Raw genomic sequence first — 17,858 nt, 5'->3', positions numbered from 1 at the left:
GGGGGGTGGCACAACAATGGAGCTAGTCATGAATACGAAACGTCTCGCTTTAATTACCTCGATGGTACTGTTCGCCGCGATCTCGGGACAGGCCTATGCCCATACGACACATACAGGCCACAAGCACTGGTCCAGGGAGGCTGGTCTTTCGAGCCAGAGCATGGCCCAATACCGTGATGGTTTCAGTCCGATGATGCCGGCGTCGGAAACCCCGATCAACACGCACCGCTATTGGGGTGGACCGAAGTACAACGATTGAGCCTGAGCATCTTGAACATGCGCCAACATACTGGCCGTTGCCGGATTTAACCCCGGCAATGGCCAGAAGCGTTCATCGCTTCTATCCGGCGGCGGTCGCGGAGATGACCCGCTGCGAAAAACAATGATCGACCTTGATCTTGCTCGGTGCCGGCTAGCCGGTGAGCGCAAGACTCACATCGTAAATGTCCAGCTCCATCGGGTCGACCTTGACCTCAAACCCAAGCTCGCGACACATGTTTAGCATGACCGAATTCTCATGCAGGATTTGACCGGAGATGGATTTTAGGCCTTCGGACCTGGCGTACTCGATGATCAATTGCATCAACGCCCATCCCAATCCCCTGCCCTTTCGATCCGATTTGAGTAGAATCGCAAACTCGCCGGTTTCACGAGTCGAATCGGAATGAAGGCGAACCACGCCGACAATATCGCCTTCAGCTTCGTCGGAGGCGACAAAGGCCATCGCGCGGGAGTAGTCGAGCTGCGTCAGCTTCACGATGAATTCGTGTGAGAACTCCTTGATCGAGTCGAAAAATCGAAGCCGCAGGTCCTCCCGGCTGACACTCCGCAGCAGCGACAAGATCTTCGGCGCGTCGTCTGGACGGATAGGACGGGCAAAGACCCGCGAACCGTCCTTGAGGATCAGCACCCGTTGCCAATTCGATGGATATGAACGGACCGCCAACGGAACCACCACTTTCAGGTGATCAGCGGGCGACTCTTGAGCCGGCTGCGACCACACGCATGTTACCAGCGAGATCGTTGGAACGGCTATCGATATCTGATCTTCAAGGGAGCTTGCGTGATGGAAAACACGTCGCTGGCCGGCCAGGTTTGAGTGGAACATGATCGGAATCCCGATTCAACGGTGCCTCTGGTCAACCCGGAAATCATTTCCTATTTCCCCTCCTCGATATTGGAGATGAGCCATGACACAGTCAGCGCTGGTCGTCGGGGCCACCGGGATCGTCGGCAACAACCTCGCGCGGCATCTACGCAAACGGGGCTGGCAGGTATACGGACTGGCGCGGCGGCCGTCTTCCGACTTTGCTGGCGTGCTGCCTGTGGCGGCAGACCTGCTGGATGCGGCGTCGCTTCGCACCGCCCTGCAAGGCGTGCGTCCGACACATGTTTTCATCAGCTCATGGCTGCGACAGAACACCGAAGCGGAAAACATCAGGATCAATCGCGCGATGGTGCGCAATGTGCTCGAGGTCCTGTCGCCTTCGGGCTCGGTTCGGCATGTCGCGCTTGTGACCGGGCTGAAACATTACCTCGGTCCGTTCGAGGCTTACGGCAAGGGTGCGCTGCCGGCGACGCCGTTTCGTGAAGAACAGCCGCGACTCGATATCGACAATTTCTACTATGCACAGGAGGACGAGGTATTTTCCGCGGCTGAACGCGACGGTTTCGGCTGGAGTGTACACCGTCCGCACACGATCATCGGCTACGCCGTCGGCAATGCCATGAATATGGGGGTGACACTGGCGGTTTATGCGACGATTTGCAGGAAGACCGGACGGCCTTTCCTGTTCCCCGGCTCTGCGGTGCAATGGAACGGCCTTACCGACATGACCGACGCGAGGCTGCTGGCGCGCCATCTGGAATGGGCCGCCACCACCGAGGCGGCGCGCAATCAGGCTTTCAACATCGTCAATGGCGATGTGTTTCGCTGGAGCTGGATGTGGACGCAGCTCGCCAATTGGTTCGGCTTGCAACCCGCGCCATATCCTGGCGAAGGCATTCCGCTGGAGCGTCAATTGGCCGACGCAGGCCCGATCTGGGCGGAAATCGCGCGCGAGCACCGTCTGGCGGAGCCTGATCTTTCGGTGGTGACGTCGGCGTGGCACACGGATGCGGATCTCGGCAGGCCGATCGAAGTGGTCACCGACATGAGCAAGAGCCGCAAGCTCGGCTTTCTCGACTATCAGGCAACCGATGACAGCTTTTTCGAGCTGTTTGCCCAGCTGCGTGATGCGCGCATTATTCCTTGAATCTTGCGGTCAGATGTCGCGGCGACGGGCGCGCTAGTCAATTCACCACTCTGATTTCGACGTTTGCGCCGAGGAAAGGACCGCCGAATCAGCCTCCTGCGTCGGTCCGTGACGCCGATAGAGCTCGGATATCAATGGCGCACCAGTATCGAAACGGACACGATAAACTTGCAAATTCTCCATGACGCGCTGGACATAGTTGCGCGTTTCGGCAAACGGAATGCGCTCCACCCAATCGATCGCATCGACGTTGGGATCGCGCGGATCGCCGTACTGCTTCACCCATTGCTGAACGCGGCCGCGGCCGGCATTGTAGCCGGCGAAGGTCATGATGTGACAGCCATTGTATTCCCGTAACAGCGCGCTGAGTTCGGCCGCGCCCATTTGGGCGTTGTATACCGGATCAGAAACCATCCGATCCCAATCATAGGTGACGCCAAATCTCTTTGCAGTGTCGCGCCCGGCTTCCGGGGTAACCTGCATCAAGCCAACCGCGTTGGCCGGCGACTTGTCGTGCTGATCGAACGCGCTTTCCGTGCGTGCCACCGAATAGATAACGCTGCGGTCGATTTCAGGACCGATCGGCCTGTGCTCCGGTATCCCGATCGTCGGGAAGGCGTAAAGATCCAGCGCCAACCCACGGCCAAGCGCCGTCTTCCCGATCTGCAGCATCGCGCGTGCATCGTTGCGGCGACCGGTCAACTCGCCAAGCGCGGCCAACGCCGTGGCGTCGACACTCTGTTCCGCGAGATCCGTCACAAAATTCAGGACGACGTCACGCTCGCCCAGCGAGTAGAGCATATCGGCAGCGTGCACGAGCTCATCCGGAAGCGCAGGCCCCCCCTCCGGATCGGCTTGCTGCGGGGCTCGCAGCTCAATTCTGTCAAGGCCGAGCTTGGCCCGAGCAAGCTGCCCGTAATAAGCGGTGGGATATCGAGCGGCGGCTTCATAACCAGCGCGCATGCCATCGTTGTCGCCGATGGCCTCGGCGGCGCGGCCTCGCCAATAATTCGCCCGCGCGAGCACGATCGGATTGACAGATCCATCGTCAATATGGGCGAAAAGCGCACGTGCTGTTGTGGGATCATTGAGATAACGCAACGCAATCCAGCCCGGCAGGAAATAGAACTCAGCCCGGTAATTTTCATTGGCCGGCGGCGCGGCGTCGCGCGCGACTTGATAGGCGGTCTGGAAATTACGGAGATCGAGCAGCTTGCGGGCGAGAACGCGCCGGACCCGCCACCACTCGTCGGTGTCCTGAAGCGCCATCGTCTCGCGCGGCGCGGCCAGCATCAGGCGGGTTGCGTCAGCTACTCGATCGTGACGCTGCATCCAGTCGATGCGGCATAGGGTATAACCCAGGTCCTGACGGGCGTCGATCGAAACAGCGTCAAGCAGATCGAGTGCCTTGGTTTCATTCGCGGTGACCGCGGCACAGGCCTTCACGATCGAAAGATCATCGCTGCCAAGGTGATGCGCTGCGCGCATCGCGCCTGAAAAATCCTTGACGCCGATGCGCCTGTCCATGCGCACCCGATGATCTTCGCGCGTCAGAAGATCGCGGAACATCTCGAACGCGTCGGCTTCAACGCGTTCCGACAATTCTGCCGACCGCCAGGCCTCGCGAACCTGACGTCCGGCGCCGTCACGGTCGCCTTCGGCGAGAAGGGCCCGCGCGAGCGCGAAGCGGCCCTTGGCGCTCGCCGGCTGATCATCTGTAAAACCGTGAACCGCGCTCGCGTCGATCCGCTCTTGCCACAATAATGCTTCCGCCCGCCGGCGCATCAGGCCCCTGCTCGGCCAGCCCGGGTTATCGGCGAGGAATGCCGCATATCGGCCAAAATTCGCGTCCGCGTCCGGGTGCCGCAGGATGAACCACTCGACCAGTTTCTGAGCCGCCGGATCGCCGATAGTCTTTTCTGCAGCGGTCGCTTCGCCGATTTTACCCTGGCGCACCAGATCGATCGCATTCTTTACGATCGCAAGGTCGCCCGAAAGCGGAACGGTTGCCGTCCCCTGAGCGGGCACATTGGCAGGCGACGCCTCATGGGCTGCCGCGACATGCGCCGCATGCTTGTCTTTCTCATGCTTGTCTTTTTTAAGCGCGGTTTTGCGCTGATGCCGCGACCCCGTCGCCGCATCCGCCTTCTTCGCATGTTGCATTTGTTTATGGCGCGTCAACGCGCTCGCGTCATTCGAAAACCCGGCGAGCATGGCCAGGGTAAAAATATAAGCTAGCGGCCGGAAGGGCTGGTTCATTCCGAGATCCCCCGCGAACCCGCCGGCACGAACCATGAGATCGCATGATCCGTCCGGTTAGAGCTGTACGGAGGGTATCACACCGCCGACTCCCAACTGTCACGTTTCAGCAACAGCGCAAGGGAAAACGCAGGGCACGGCGGGAACAAAAACGTTGCTGGTAGGCCCCGTCCGAACGGTCGCCGTCATCTCCGCAACCGGGCAAGGCCGACGCAAGCGGCTTTGCGCTCACGCCAAGTAACAAGTAAGAAGACCGCGAAATTACGAAAAGGATGAAATCCCTGGCCTCGAACTTGGCTTTTCACGCTCGCGGCACGCGTCGCGTATTGACCTGCACAGAGTCAACTTCCATATGGCTGAACAACACGGATGACGTCTCCCCCCTTTTCGGACGAGCGTGAACGCGGCCGGGCATCTCGGGCGACATCCCACGCGATCGGATTCACTCGGGAGAACTCGTGACAGCACTTTCCATCCTCGATCTTGTCCGCGTCACTGAAAACACGGATGCGCGCGGCGCGCTCGACAATGCCCGTGATCTTGCGGCCCATGCGGAGAATTGGGGCTATCGCCGCATCTGGGTGGCGGAGCATCACAACATGCCGGGCATCGCAAGCGCCGCGACGTCGGTCGTGCTGGGCCATATTGCGGCAGGAACAAAGACCATCCGGGTCGGCGCAGGTGGCATCATGCTGCCCAATCATGCGCCCTACGTCATCGCTGAACAATTTGGGACGCTGGCGCGACTGTTTCCGGGCCGTATCGATCTCGGGCTGGGCCGCGCGCCGGGGACTGACCAGCTCACACTGCGCGCCTTGCGCCGCACGCCCGAAGCAGCCGAGAACTTCCCGCAGGACGTTCTTGAAGTGCAGGCATTCCTCGCTCCGGCCGGTCCAAATCAGCGCATCCAGGCCGTGCCGGCGGCGGGAACGGAAGTGCCGTTGTGGATTCTCGGATCGAGCAACTTTGGCGCGATGCTCGCGGCCGAACTCGGGCTTCCCTATGCTTTCGCCTCGCATTTTGCGCCCGAACTTCTCATTCCCGCGCTGGAGATCTACCGCAGTCGCTTCAAGCCGTCCGAACAGCTTGATCGGCCCTACGCGATGGTCGGCGTCAACATTATCGCCGCCACGAGCGATGATGAAGCTCGCCGGCTCGCGACGACGCAGCAGATGTCCTTTGCAAACATCTTCCGCGGCGCGCGCGGCCTTAGTCAGCCGCCGATCGATGACATCGAAAGCTACTGGTCGCCGACGGAAAAGACGCAGGCGATGCGGATGCTCGCCCGCTCCATCGTTGGATCGCCTGATACCGTTCGCGCCGGCATCGACGCGCTCGTTACGGAAACCGGCGCGGACGAACTTATCGTCGTGTCCGATGTCTACGACCATGCAACTCGACTGCGCTCCTTCGAGCTCATCGCCAACGCTGCCGGCATTCTTCCCAGCAGCAGTCGTCTTGCGTAGACATAACCACGTTCTAATGCAGGTCACTACGAGGCGAATCCAAGTCGCTTGCTGGTTCCTTGATTCAATTGACCTGAACCGATTCTCGTCGACGCTGACGGCAGACTGGTTTCAAAATACGGTCTTGCTGCACGCCGCAAGGCTCACTGGCCATTCGCATGATCAGGACTAACGGCGCGCGTTGCGTCAGCCTCGTTCCTGAAACGACCGGCGAGGCCGATATCCCGACACGAAGGGTAGACTTCCCGCACAGGTTTGTTCACGCCGGATACTCGCACATTTCGGGCATGTTCAAAGATTGATCCAGGACAAACCTCAACGCAAATAACTAATTCGTTCATATATTTAGCCGACAGCATCGTGCGAATTCGACAGTTCATAAGAAATTCACAACGATCGACTCGGGAATGGCCGCCGGGGCGTGTAATATAGCGGTGCATATCGCAAACAACGGAGTGCATATCGCAAACAACGGAGGCGGTCATGAAGGTACTGATGGTCATCACGTCTCACGACCAACTAGGTAACACCGGGCGAAAAACGGGCTTCTGGCTCGAAGAGCTTGCAGCTCCCTATTACGTTTTCAAGGACGCCGGCGCCGAGATCACGCTCGCATCCCCGAAAGGCGGGCGCCCGCCGCTCGACCCCAAGAGTAACGAACCCGAATTCCGTACTGACCTCACGCTCCGGTTCGAGAAGGACGCGGCTGCGGAAGCCCAGCTCGACAAGACCGTTCGCCTTGACAGCGTCAGGCAGGAAGACTTCGACACCGTCTTCTACCCGGGCGGCCACGGCCCGATGTGGGATCTCGCCGAAGACAAGCACTCCATCAAGCTCATCGAGTCTTTCCTTGCCGCCGGCAAGACAATCGCCGTCGTGTGCCATTCCACGGGTGCGCTGCGTCACGTCAAGACGACGGACGGCAAGCCACTGGTACAGGGCAAGGAAGTTACCGGCTTCACCAACGGCGAGGAAGAAGAGGTCGGCCTCACGAAGATCGTGCCCTTTCTGGTCGAAGATGAGATGTTGAAACTGGGCGCCACCTTCTCGAAGAAGGCCAATTGGGAAGTTCACGTGGTCAGCAACGGCCTGCTGATCACAGGACAGAACCCACATTCCTCGGGCCCAGCCGCGAAGACCCTGATGGCGGCGCTGAAGCAAAAGGGCAAACCGGCTGCCACCGCTCGGGCTTCGTAGATCGAAGAACTATCGAACGACTTCAGGTTTCCCATGGATGCGGCGGCCAGTTGCCGCTGGAGAGGCGCCTTCGATCGGCGCCTCTCCAGCACCGCAAAAATGGCAGCTCCATCGCGGCGCCAAGCTGGGCTCGGACGCCCGATCAGTGCGCGGGCGCCGAGAGCACGTGCGGTGACAGACCTCGGCATTGATAACCTCGATACGCTCCCGGCGGTTTGTTGGCGCCGTGGGCCGCCCGCGGACTCTACCGATGGCTGGTTGAGGGCAAACCAAACTCTATCTGCGCCATCCTGTGGACTGAGATTGAACAAGAACCAACGCATGGAGGCTCTGATGAACACAGCGAAAGAGAAAGCACAGATTCGGCTCACTCGCTCATCGACCGCCTATTGGCGAGTCACCTTCGACAATCCTCCACTGAACGTGATGGGCCCGCGGTTCGTTCGCGAGCTTAGGGAGATCGTCACGGCCGTGGAGGCCGACCAGCAGGTCAAGGTTCTGGTCTTCGACAGTGCCGTTGAAGGATTTTTCCTGAATCACAGTGATTTCAACGCCGATATGAGAGATCTGACCAGCATGCCTCAAGGGCCGACGGGACTGGAGGCATGGCCGGACATCCTCGTTCGTCTAACCCGCATGCCCGTCGTATCGATCGCTTTGATCCGCGGGCGCGCGACCGGGAACGGAAGTGAGATCGCCCTGGCGTGCGACATGAGTTTTGCAAGCCGCGAGAAAACACGTCTGTCGCAGTGGGAAGTGGGGGTCGGCCTGGTCGCTGGGGGAGGACCGATGGCGCGCCTGCCACGGCAAATGGGCAGACAGAGAGCCTTGGAGGTGCTCCTGAGTTCCAATGACGTCGGGGGCGACCTGGCTGAAGCTTATGGCTATGTGAACCGGTCGCTGCCGGACGCCGAGCTCGATGAATTCGTCGATGCACTGGCGACCCGCATCGCATCGTTTGACAAGTGGGCGATAGCGAACACGAAGCGCCTCGTGAGTGCCGCGAGCCTGCCGCCGGACGTCGAGATCGCCGCCGGCTGGGACGCCTGTATGGCCTCGATCGCTCGGCCAGCTGCGCAGCGCAAGATCAAGGCCTTGTTTGAGAAGGGCTTTCATCGGCCCGGAGACGCGGAAGATCGCCTGGGATTCTATGTGGGGCAACTCGGCCACGGAGGCTGACGCGCCCGAAGGACGCGAGCCTGAATTTTCCCTTCCGCGCAATGCTCATCAGAAAGGACACCGACCATGGATTTGCTTGCCTTCGCGAAGAATATTGCGGACCGCGTCGAAGCGCAGTCAGCACGCGCCAACGTACCGGTTGCCGTTTGTGTCATCGATATTCACGGCAACATCATTCTCAAGCACCGCATGAGCGGAGCGCCGACCTTCTCGATCGAGCTATCGGAGCGGAAAGCGTACACGTCCGCGCTGGTGGGACTTCGAACGGCCGATCTCTCTCCGCTCGTGCAGCCTGGGCAGGAGCTCTTCCCTCTGATGGGGCTGTCTGGGGGACGATTTTGTTCAATGGGCGGCGGAGCGCCGCTCACCAGCGAAGGCCAATTGGTTGCGGGCGTCGGCGTAAGCGGTGGCACCGTCGAGCAGGACGTCAACATCCTTGAATCGGCACTCCGAGAAGCCGTTAGGCCTGCCCTCACCGCAACATCGTGAAGCAGCGCATTACGTTTTCACGGAAGTCACCGCGCGACTGACCGGACACATCGAGGCGGGCGACACAAGCTTCACCCCCGAACTTACGAACGTTGTCCGACGTGCGGCAGCTGGTAAGCGTCGTGGCGACGGCACGGTGGATTTGGGTTGACAGCGCAGCGCTGTGTTCTATCACGGCGGTTGGCGGCGGAGGTGTCGACGCGGTGCTTCGGACGGGTGGCAATTTCTGATTACATCAGTTCGCCGCATTACCCGACGATCAATGCAGTCGTGATCGATCGCTCATTACGCGATTACTATGCCGTGACCGTTTCGTCCGTCTCGTTTCTTTATGTCGGTTCGCCTATTTTGCAAAGGTTGTCGCTCGACTCTGCTTCTCAAGCTAGATCGTGCAGCAGGCGAGCACATCATTGAACCGACAGTCGCGTCGCGGGCTGCTCGAAGCGGCACCGAATGGTCGTAGCCGGCGCCAAGGGCGTCAAACTGAGGCTGCAGGTGCAGCGCCGCGGCCGTGGTCGCGCGGCAGCCCCGGCGAACTGCGGCGATACGGCCGGTTAATACGGCCGCCTAACCTGCGGTCATCCTCCTGCCGGAGCACAGCGTCCTGGTCGCCTGCGCCATCGCAAAAACGTGCTAGTCATGAGCCAGACACAAGAAGGAATCGGCAAAGGCCGCATCATGGAAACTAGATCACCCATTCCCCGCGCCATCCTCATCGGCGTCCAGCTTCCCGGCGTGGACGACGTGGCGCATGCCGCCGATATCGACGAGTTGGGCCGTCTGGTGAAGACACTCGGTTACGAGGTCGTCGGCACGATATCGCAGAAGCGCGACGAGATCGACGGCGCGACGGTGCTGGGCAAGGGGCGGCTTGCAGAACTCGCGGCGATTACCGGCGGGACCGGTGTCGTCGGATCGATGGCGATAACGCGGAAGTCGAAGGCTCGCGACCGCTTTGAAGACGCCGACGGGAATAAGCCGAACGCCACGCAGACAGAGCCTGACCCGGAGAGGCAGCCGGGGCCGGAGTTCGTGATCGTCGATCATGAAATCTCACCAAGCCAGGCCCGCAACCTTGAGCGCGCCACCGGTGCGCAGGTCCTTGATCGGACCGGCGTGATCGTCGAGATTTTCCATCGTCATGCGCATAGCCGCGAGGCGAAGCTGCAGGTTGAAATCGCGCGGTTGAAGTACGTGTCGCCGCGCCTGCGGGAGTCGCCGGGCGGCGGACGGCAGCAGGGGCCCGGCGCGGGCGAGTCCGATCTCGAACTCGATCGCCGCAAGATCCGCGATCGCCTCGCGGAGCTGAAACAACAGCTGGATGATATCCAGCGGGACAGCGACCAGCGCCGGTCCGCGCGTCGCGATCAGATTCGGGTCGCACTAGTCGGCTACACCAATGCAGGTAAGTCATCGCTGATGCGAGCGCTCACCAGTAGCGAGGTGCTGGTCGAAGACAAACTGTTCGCAACACTCGATACCACGGTGCGCGCGCTGCAGCCGGAGGCGAAGCCGCGCGTGCTCGTCTCAGACACGGTCGGGTTCATCAAGAAGCTGCCGCACGATCTCGTCGCATCATTCCGATCCACGCTCGCCGAAGCGCTCGAAGCGTCGCTGCTACTGTTCGTCGTTGACGCGTCTGATCCGGCGTATGAATCGCAACTCGAGGTGAGCCGCAACGTGCTGCACGAGATCGGCGCGGACGTCGTCCCGTCGCGCCTGCTCCTTAACAAGACCGATCGCCTGAGCGAGGCGGGTCGTGCCGCGCTGCGCGAAAAGCATCCCGACGCGATTCTGCTGTCCGCAAGATCCCCCGAGGACGTTGCCGCGCTGCGTGAGACGATTATCGCGTTTTTCGAAGCTGCGATGGTGGATGACCAACTGGTGCTGCCCTATGCAAAGCAGGGGCTGCTGAGCAACGTGTACGAGAATGCGCGTGTGCTCTCCGAGGACTACGACACCACCGGCCGGATCATGAAGGTGCGCGGCCTGCCAGGCGCGATCGCGCGGCTGCGAAGGACTCTTGCCGCCTCGTGAGTTCGAAGGCGCCCGCGGCGGTGACGAGTCCCCTCCGGACCTGGAACTCCGTCCTTTCACAGCATTTCGTGGCTCGTCGTCGGACCGTCGAGGGTGAGGCTACGCAGGATATCCGCGGCAGGGCGAGAGCACCCGACGCAGGAGGCCCGCAAGTCGGCGGAATTCGACAACTTCACGGCAAATTGACGCGCGTTTCCCGACAAGCGCCCGAATCGCGCAGGCAAGAGGGTCCCTCGGCTTCAATGTGACGATGGTTCGGTATGCTGGGAAGTTCTACGCGCTGGTGGCGACATCGTCGATCGACAGGCCTGATGATTTTTCCCGTTCTGCTACTCGCGCTGGTGCGCGGGTCGGTTGCGGATACTGGTATGGATGCCAAGGTTCAGCACATCGTAACGGCCTATCTGGCTCCGGAGGCCGTGGGGAAAGCGGGCGGTCTCGCTGTGGCCGTCTACGCCGAGGGCTACACACAGTTTTTCAATTACGGCTTCGCCGACGGATCGACAAAGCGGCCAATCACTTCGGACACGTTGTTTAATGTGGCGTCAGTGCGCAAACCGTTTGAAGCAATCCTGGTCGCGCTGGGTACGCTTCGTGGCGAACTGAGTCTGGATGATCCAGTGAGCAGGTATGTCCCCGAGTTGCGCGGCGACTACATCAAAAGCGTGACGATCGGTGAACTGGCAACGCATACGTCCGGACTGTTGCTGCCGACCGATCACCCGCCATGGCCGAACGATTCGTTTACGCTGCAGCAATTCTTCAATATGCTCAACGCATGGACGCCGCAGTCAGGCGAGCAGCCGGGGAAGCAGCGCATCTATACGCATGCAGGATATGTGCTACTGCAGCTCGCGCTCGAACGTCGCTACGGTCGGCCGATCGGTGAGCTTATCGAAGACCGTATCTTGAAACCCCTCGGCATGAACCAGACGTTCCTCCCCGAGCGCGGGCCAGACAATCGGGCCATAATGGGACCGGAGCTGTTGAAACGCGTCGTGCAGGGCTACTCTGATACGGGCATGGTGATTGGTCCGCCTGGAAACCAGCAGAGTTATTATGATTTCCCTGGGACTGGTCAGATGTTCTCCTCGGCGCGTGATCTGGCCACCTTTCTTGCTGCCTGTATCGATGGCGAGGCGATCGATCCGCAATTGCGGCAAGCATTGCAGATGACGCAGCGTGAGACATTTCATGTGACCGAGAAGTTCGGACAGGCGATGGCCTGGGAAAACGTTCATTTGAACGACGTGGACGTTGTTGACAAGCCAGGCGGACTTAATAACGCATCAGCCTATGTCGGCCTTGTGCCGGCGCACAAAACCGGCATCGTCCTGCTCGCCAACCGCGGCAATTTCCCGCATGAGATCGCCCGCTACCGCGTGCTTCCGGAATTGGCGCGAGAAGAATAAGCCGTAAATGTCGATTGGTCCGCTCAGGTCGCCAGCATTGGCTGTTACCCGACCTCGCCAATCGCTAAATGTCCGCTTTGCACTGCCGGCTCAACCGTTCGAGTCTGCTTGACCCATCACGGACACAGGCCGGATTGTCGTCGCGTCACTCAGGGAGCCCCGCCAGTCGCAATCCCTCCAGCACTCTTTCCATCTTGCCACTGAATGCGGCCGTTCCGATCGTTGGCCCGAAGCTTTTCAAAGTGGTATTCGGCCACAGCTTGAGATAGTGATCCAGCGCCTCGCGTGCCTCTTGCTCCCGGCCAACCAAAGCACAGGCCGAGGCCAGATAAGCCACGGGGTGTCCCGCATTCGGCGCCTCAAGCGCCGCGCGCGACAACCACTCGATTGCTTTCTGATCCTGCCCCTGCATGAGATAGACCAAACCTATTCCCTGCTGCCAACTCCAGCGCAACTGCGAATCCGGCGCCAGTCGATCGGCTTCGAGGAATTCGGCAAGAGCCTCGTCGAGCTGGCGCATCGCTCGCAGGATTTGGCACTCGGCGCCGCGCACCCTCATGCTCCCCGGTGCAATCAGGAGCGCATCCTGCAGCGCGAGATCAGCCGCGTGAAGGTCGGCGACCGCATCATCTGACCAATGGTTCAGCACACCGGTCACGATTGCGAAGGTCAAATTTTCCAGCGCTTCTGCATTATGATGATCGAGGTCGACCGCCCATTGCCGGAGTGCGCGGGCAGCTTCATAATCCTCCCGAGAAGTTATATTAATGCTTTGGGAGATGTGGGTCAGCTTTGCTGCTGTCTCGATATTCGTCCTGGTCCGCTCGGATTGGGCGGATCGCGCGAGATAACTCCACATTAGAACCCCGAGACATAAAACGCTTATTGCCGCACCGGCTCCTACGGCCGCTCGCGAAAAAAAATGGCGCGACCCGAGCGGTGCGGGCATTATCGCGCGTACTCGCAATTCGAGCTTGATCAGCAGGGCTAGTCGATGTCCTCTACGCTCCGATAGCGACCAAATTCCGTATCGTCGCTGGCCCGGAGAGGCTTGCATGCAAACACCCACACACGACACTCTCGCCCCAACCCGGATCGAAGTCTTTCATTTCAAAGCCGCCATCAGGGAGCCGATCGTCACCTCGTTCGGCTCGATCCCCGCGCGCAACGCGCTGCTGATCAGGATCGAGGACCGGGACGGCGTTTTTGGATGGGGCGAGGTGTGGGCAAACTTCCCGCCTTCCGGAGCTGAGAGCAAGTTGAGACTGCTCGAGACGGTCATCCTGCCGATGTCGCTTGGACGCACCTGGACCAGTCCTGCCGCAGCCTGGATCGATCTAACCCAGCGCATGCGACGCAACGCCATTCAGAGTGGCGAGCCGGGCCCATTCGCGGCCTGCATCGCCGGGATTGAGATTGCGCTCTCGGATCTCGCCGCGCGTAAGGCCGGGCTGCCGCTCTGGAAAATGCTCGGCCGATCGACAAAGCCCGAGCCCGTGATGGCGTATGCCAGCAATCTCAATCCCAAGGGTGCGCCCGAATACGTCGCCATGTGTCGCGAGCGCGGATACCGTGCCTTTAAGCTGAAAGTTGCCTTCGATATGAAAAGCGATCTGGCCAACGTGCGCGAAATCGCTGCCGGCCTCGGGGCGGGCGAGCGATTCATGATCGATGCCAACCAGGGCTGGGACCTCCCGACCGCGCGGCCTTCGGTCGAGGCGTTCAGCGAATTTCCGCTGGATTGGATCGAAGAGCCGATCCCGGCTGACGATCCGCCCGAACACTGGGCGGAGCTTGCCATGCTCTCGCGCATCCCGCTCGCAGGCGGCGAGAATCTGATTGGCTTTCAGGCGTTCGATGCCGCGATCGCTGCCGGCCACCTCGGCGTGATCCAGCCAGATATCTGCAAGTGGGGCGGAATTTCATGCTGCGCAGCTGTCGCGCGGCGAGCAATCGCCGCGGACCGTCGCTACTGCCCACACTGGCTCAACTCAGGTATCGGCCTGCACGCGGCCGCACATGTGCTGGCCGCCGTCGGCGGTGACGGACTACTTGAGCATGACGCCATGGAGAACCCTCTCCAGGCTGTGCTTGCCGAACCCTTCCCGCCCCTTGTCAACGGCCGCTTCGCGCTGACCGACGCGCCTGGACTTGGTGTCACGCCCAATCTCCTGGAAGCCAGGTCATTTCTGGTTCACCAGAGCGAGCATCGAAAATAATCTGGGTAGTAAGGCTCATCATTCGGAGCCTCGAGCGCTTTTTCATCCCAAGCCGCGCTCTTCATGGTCATGGCACTTGGCCGACATCGCCACTTGGCCGAATGCCGCTGTGTGCAGATCGCCGAAGCTCCGTCTTTGCCCCAAGCGGTCATCGGCGAGTCCGCCACACACCTCACGGAAACCTAATTCGGCCGATTATGTATTGATTTTGACAGTGCCGGTGAGACAATTGCCCGGTTACTTGGTCGAACGATGTATGCGTTTCGCGTGCGACTAATTTTCGACGGGTACGTCGCGCCGCCGCGCTGCATCGATTGAACAATTCTAACTTCAATCACAGCGGAGGAATGAGCATGACGAGAATTGCGTCCTGGCTGATGGTGATCGTTGCGGCAGTGCTCGCCGTGTTGGGCGGCAAGGCCATTTCCGCGCAGGACAAGTACACGGTGCAAGTGCCGAATGGGCTCTCGTTCTCCGAGTTCAGGGGATACGAAGACTGGCAGGCTGTCGCCGTCAGTCAGACTGACGAGGCGATCGCTGTGATCCTCGCCAATCCCGTGATGATCGACGCCTACCGGGCTGGCGTTCCCGGCAACGGCCAGCATTTCCCCGACGGCTCCAAGATTGCGAAGATTCATTGGAGCCCGAAAAAGAGCGCGGACGCCCCCGCCGCGACGACGGTGCCGGGCACCCTGCATGACGTTGATTTCATCGAGAGGGATAGCAAGAAATTTCCAGACACCGGCGGATGGGGATACGCCCAGTTTAACTATGACGCCACGTCCGACACGTTCACTCCCGACGGGACCGGCACCGATTGCGGGTACGCATGCCATACCATCGTGACAGCGAAGGACTACATTTTCACGGCGTATCCGAAGAGGTGAGCGGAGCGGCGATCGCGCCACCAGCCTGATACGAACTGATCGACATCTCAGCTTTGCGGCAGCTGCGGCTATCGCCGCTGCCAAGACAGCATGCCTGTCTCGCACCGGCCCACGCTGTTGGCACCGACCAAAGACGCGCTCGCTATCACCCCGCCATCGCCCTGCAAGCACCCGCCGCACACATATTTTTGTTCGTGATTGGCTGCGATTTGTGACAGAACTACTACAGTCAAATGTCAGTTCGGTTACACGCGGAGCGGTCCATGAGTTTGGAATGGCGGGCGCGGCCAAGTTCCGTATCAAGTTCTCTGGCCTGGTCAAATCCCCTGGCCTGGTGGTGGAGTCTGCTGACGCTGGTCAGCGGCGCCAATATCGCAGTGTGGTTCGTGCTGTACCGCCAGCTCCACGAACAGCCGACTGGCAGTCTCGGCGGCACATCCGGCATCGAGCTCATGCTCCTGCTCTGTGCGGCCTATGTTTTTGGCTGCGCATTCAGATCGTTCCTTCCGCGCGCAGATGTTCAGCGGATCTGCTTGTTCGACACCTGGCTGTCGAGCGTCGTCGTCGGCCGGTCGGTGGCAACCGTGGCCGAGATCTGTTTCGCGGCGCAGTGGGCGATGATCCTGCACCAGCTGGGCACGATGACGGGAGCGGACACGACCTTGAACGCCGCGTGGGTGATCGTGCCGTTGATCCTCATCGCGGAATGCTTCTCATGGTATGCGGTGCTGACCACCAATTATTTGGGCAACGCCATCGAAAATTCGATATGGGCCGTTGCCTTCTTCGTCGTCGGGATTAGCCTTTGCCGATTGCTGCCGGCTTTCGATGGTCCGGTTCGCGTGGTCCTCGCCATCGCGATAGCAGGGATTGCAAGCTATCTGGCGTTTCTCATGACCATCGACGTCCCGATGTATCTGAGCCGATGGCGGACCGAGGTGGCCGATGGCAGCAGCAAGCGTCTCCGACCTCTCGAGGGTCTCCACGACGTGAGCACGCGTTGGATCGTGACGCACGACCTTGCCGAGTGGAAAGACGAGATTGCCTGGATGTCGCTTTATTTCAGCATGGCGGTCTGGGCCAGCCTCGCACTATGCGTGTTCTACTCGCTTGGAGATTATCTGCCGCGCTACCGCACCGAAGCGACGGTCGCAAGCTGGTCGTCCGACGCGTTGGCTGTCGTCGGCAAGCAGCAACCGGGAGCCGCGCGCCACAAAGTTTAAGTGCGCATACCGGCAGATTGCGCCGAGCATCCGAACCTTGCCGAGATTTTCGGCGCGCCGTGGCGGCACGGCACGGCTTGCTCTAATTGCCTTTGTTCCGCGGATCGTCCTTCGAGTCCATATATTCAAGGCCGAGCGGCCCAATCGCCGTCACTTGTGTGACGTACTCACCCGATTTTGCCCAGTGGAAGTGGGCGGTATCTCCCGGCAGGATAACCACGCTGCCGGGCGGATAGGCTTTCACCACGTCACCGTCGAATTGGTCACCGAGACCGATGTAGAAAACGCCGGACATGACGGTGTAGATTCGATCTTCTGGGTGTCGGTGTGGCATCAGCTTCACACCGGACGGCACTTTGACTCTGACGACGTAAGGTCCGGGTTGACTGGGATCTCCAACGAGCACGGCCAGTCGGACGGAAGGTGGAAAGGCCGGGAACGGCTTCCAGTCGATTTCTTCAGGCAGGATCGATTTGAAAACGGCTTCGCCTGGTTGGTGGGTGCGAACCATCGCGTCCTCCTCATCTTGACGTGTCAGCCGACCGCTCAGGTCAACCTGGCGTCCAATGTGATCGCTGCGTTGAGCACTTTTGAAACTGGGCAGTTCTTCGCTGCGCCGCCGGCTCGCCGGGCAAATGCGATGCCGTTCAGGTTGGGCACGCGGGCGCGTAAAGTCAACGGCGGACGGCTGATGCGAAATCCCCCGCCCTCCGGCTCAGGGGTGACAGCGGCCTCGGTACTGAGTTCCGGCCGAGTAAAGCCTGCGCCCGGACGCTTGATGGCGATTCATAACCAGTTCCACGATCAACGGCCGCTCAACACAGCCGGACCAAATTCCGCAACAGTGAGAAGAACGACAAGTGCGATTACCACCAACACCAGGAGTTTGATGGAAGACATACGCATGGTCATCATCCAATCCGGAGGTTTGAAAAACGGCAGCCATCTTGTCTTATTACGCCTCAGTCACAGATCGACTGGCCGGCAGGCAAGTCAGCTCCACGACCGATGCGGTTCAGACCGGACTGATGGTAACGTCCATGTTGCCGCGTGTCGCCTTCGAGCAGGGACAATGACCTGCCTTGGCATCCGGACCTCGCCGAGACACAATCGCGGGTGTAAGAGTCATCGCTTCCAACAAAAGGGAGTTGACCGTCCGGTGAGGAACCTGTTCGAAGCGGGGAAACTGCTGCTTCTCGACATGGCGTCGACGGTTTTTTTCCTCACCTTTTTTC

At 60.3% G+C, this 17,858-nt stretch carries 14 protein-coding genes and 2 pseudogenes; 11 read left to right on the top strand and 5 right to left on the bottom strand.

Annotation, left to right across the window (positions count from 1 at the left end):
• Window positions 1-28 precede the first annotated feature (28 nt).
• Window positions 29-259: a hypothetical protein gene (locus BLV09_RS35530; RefSeq protein ID WP_146690734.1), complete on the top strand. Its 231-nt coding sequence runs from the start codon at window positions 29-31 to the stop codon at window positions 257-259.
• Between the two features lie 153 nt (window positions 260-412).
• On the opposite strand, the pseudogene BLV09_RS35525 reads toward BLV09_RS35530, so the two are convergent.
• Window positions 413-943, bottom strand: a pseudogene (locus BLV09_RS35525) (N-acetyltransferase family protein); the annotation flags it as partial.
• A 247-nt stretch (window positions 944-1,190) separates the two neighbouring features.
• On the opposite strand from BLV09_RS35525, the gene BLV09_RS35520 reads away from it, so the two are divergent.
• Complete coding sequence (locus BLV09_RS35520) at window positions 1,191-2,255, top strand: SDR family oxidoreductase (RefSeq protein WP_146690732.1); 1,065 nt, start codon at window positions 1,191-1,193, stop codon at window positions 2,253-2,255.
• Window positions 2,256-2,297: 42 nt separating this feature from the next.
• On the opposite strand, the gene BLV09_RS35515 is transcribed toward BLV09_RS35520, so the two are convergent.
• On the bottom strand, window positions 2,298-4,514 hold the full coding sequence (locus BLV09_RS35515; RefSeq protein ID WP_146690731.1) for a lytic transglycosylase domain-containing protein: 2,217 nt from the start codon (window positions 4,512-4,514) through the stop codon (window positions 2,298-2,300).
• Between the two features lie 458 nt (window positions 4,515-4,972).
• Here BLV09_RS35515 and BLV09_RS35510 point away from each other — a divergent pair, with 458 nt between their 5' ends.
• The 6 genes from BLV09_RS35510 (at window position 4,973) to BLV09_RS35485 (ending at window position 12,294) form a co-directional block, all read left to right on the top strand.
• The gene (locus tag BLV09_RS35510) at window positions 4,973-5,980 is read left to right on the top strand and encodes an LLM class flavin-dependent oxidoreductase (protein ID WP_100383177.1); all 1,008 of its coding nucleotides are present in this window, start codon (window positions 4,973-4,975) and stop codon (window positions 5,978-5,980) included.
• Window positions 5,981-6,463: 483 nt separating this feature from the next.
• Window positions 6,464-7,177 (top strand): type 1 glutamine amidotransferase domain-containing protein, encoded by a 714-nt coding sequence (locus BLV09_RS35505; RefSeq protein WP_100383178.1) that lies wholly within the window; start codon window positions 6,464-6,466, stop codon window positions 7,175-7,177.
• Between the two features lie 333 nt (window positions 7,178-7,510).
• Window positions 7,511-8,356, top strand: a complete 846-nt coding sequence (locus tag BLV09_RS35500) for an enoyl-CoA hydratase/isomerase family protein (RefSeq protein WP_100387058.1) — start codon at window positions 7,511-7,513, stop codon at window positions 8,354-8,356.
• 66 nt (window positions 8,357-8,422) lie between these two features.
• A complete protein-coding gene (locus tag BLV09_RS35495) occupies window positions 8,423-8,845 on the top strand; it encodes a GlcG/HbpS family heme-binding protein (RefSeq protein WP_167559004.1) in 423 nt (140 codons plus the stop codon).
• Between the two features lie 639 nt (window positions 8,846-9,484).
• Complete coding sequence (gene hflX, locus BLV09_RS35490; protein ID WP_197685011.1) at window positions 9,485-10,882, top strand: GTPase HflX; 1,398 nt, start codon at window positions 9,485-9,487, stop codon at window positions 10,880-10,882.
• A gap of 368 nt (window positions 10,883-11,250) precedes the next feature.
• A complete protein-coding gene (locus BLV09_RS35485) occupies window positions 11,251-12,294 on the top strand; it encodes a serine hydrolase (protein ID WP_146691447.1) in 1,044 nt (347 codons plus the stop codon).
• Between the two features lie 145 nt (window positions 12,295-12,439).
• Here BLV09_RS35485 and BLV09_RS35480 read toward each other — a convergent pair whose 3' ends face one another.
• Window positions 12,440-13,243 carry a tetratricopeptide repeat protein gene (locus BLV09_RS35480; RefSeq protein ID WP_146690730.1) on the bottom strand — a complete coding sequence of 268 codons (804 nt, stop codon included), beginning with the start codon at window positions 13,241-13,243 and terminating at the stop codon, window positions 12,440-12,442.
• 106 nt (window positions 13,244-13,349) lie between these two features.
• Between BLV09_RS35480 and BLV09_RS35475 the strand changes: the two genes are divergently transcribed.
• From BLV09_RS35475 to BLV09_RS35465, 3 genes are all read left to right on the top strand, one after another.
• Entirely contained in the window at window positions 13,350-14,513 is a 1,164-nt protein-coding gene (locus BLV09_RS35475; protein WP_146690729.1) for a mandelate racemase/muconate lactonizing enzyme family protein, read from the top strand.
• Window positions 14,514-14,866: 353 nt separating this feature from the next.
• Window positions 14,867-15,400 (top strand): cytochrome P460 family protein, encoded by a 534-nt coding sequence (locus BLV09_RS35470; RefSeq protein ID WP_146690728.1) that lies wholly within the window; start codon window positions 14,867-14,869, stop codon window positions 15,398-15,400.
• Between the two features lie 263 nt (window positions 15,401-15,663).
• Window positions 15,664-16,623, top strand: a complete 960-nt coding sequence (locus BLV09_RS35465) for a hypothetical protein (protein ID WP_244548912.1) — start codon at window positions 15,664-15,666, stop codon at window positions 16,621-16,623.
• 82 nt (window positions 16,624-16,705) lie between these two features.
• Here the strand turns inward: BLV09_RS35465 and BLV09_RS35460 are convergent, their stop codons facing one another.
• Together BLV09_RS35460 and BLV09_RS38670 are read right to left on the bottom strand one after the other, a co-directional pair.
• On the bottom strand, window positions 16,706-17,134 hold the full coding sequence (locus BLV09_RS35460; protein ID WP_146690727.1) for a cupin domain-containing protein: 429 nt from the start codon (window positions 17,132-17,134) through the stop codon (window positions 16,706-16,708).
• Window positions 17,135-17,169: 35 nt separating this feature from the next.
• Window positions 17,170-17,388, bottom strand: a pseudogene (locus tag BLV09_RS38670) (OsmC family peroxiredoxin); the annotation flags it as partial.
• Between the last annotated feature and the right edge of the window lie 470 nt (window positions 17,389-17,858).

It is taken from the genome of Bradyrhizobium canariense (assembly GCF_900105125.1).
In the GTDB taxonomy this organism is placed as follows: domain Bacteria; phylum Pseudomonadota; class Alphaproteobacteria; order Rhizobiales; family Xanthobacteraceae; genus Bradyrhizobium; species Bradyrhizobium canariense_A.
Note: the sequence above shows the minus strand (reverse complement) of the source record. Positions and strands in the feature narration are given on the sequence as shown.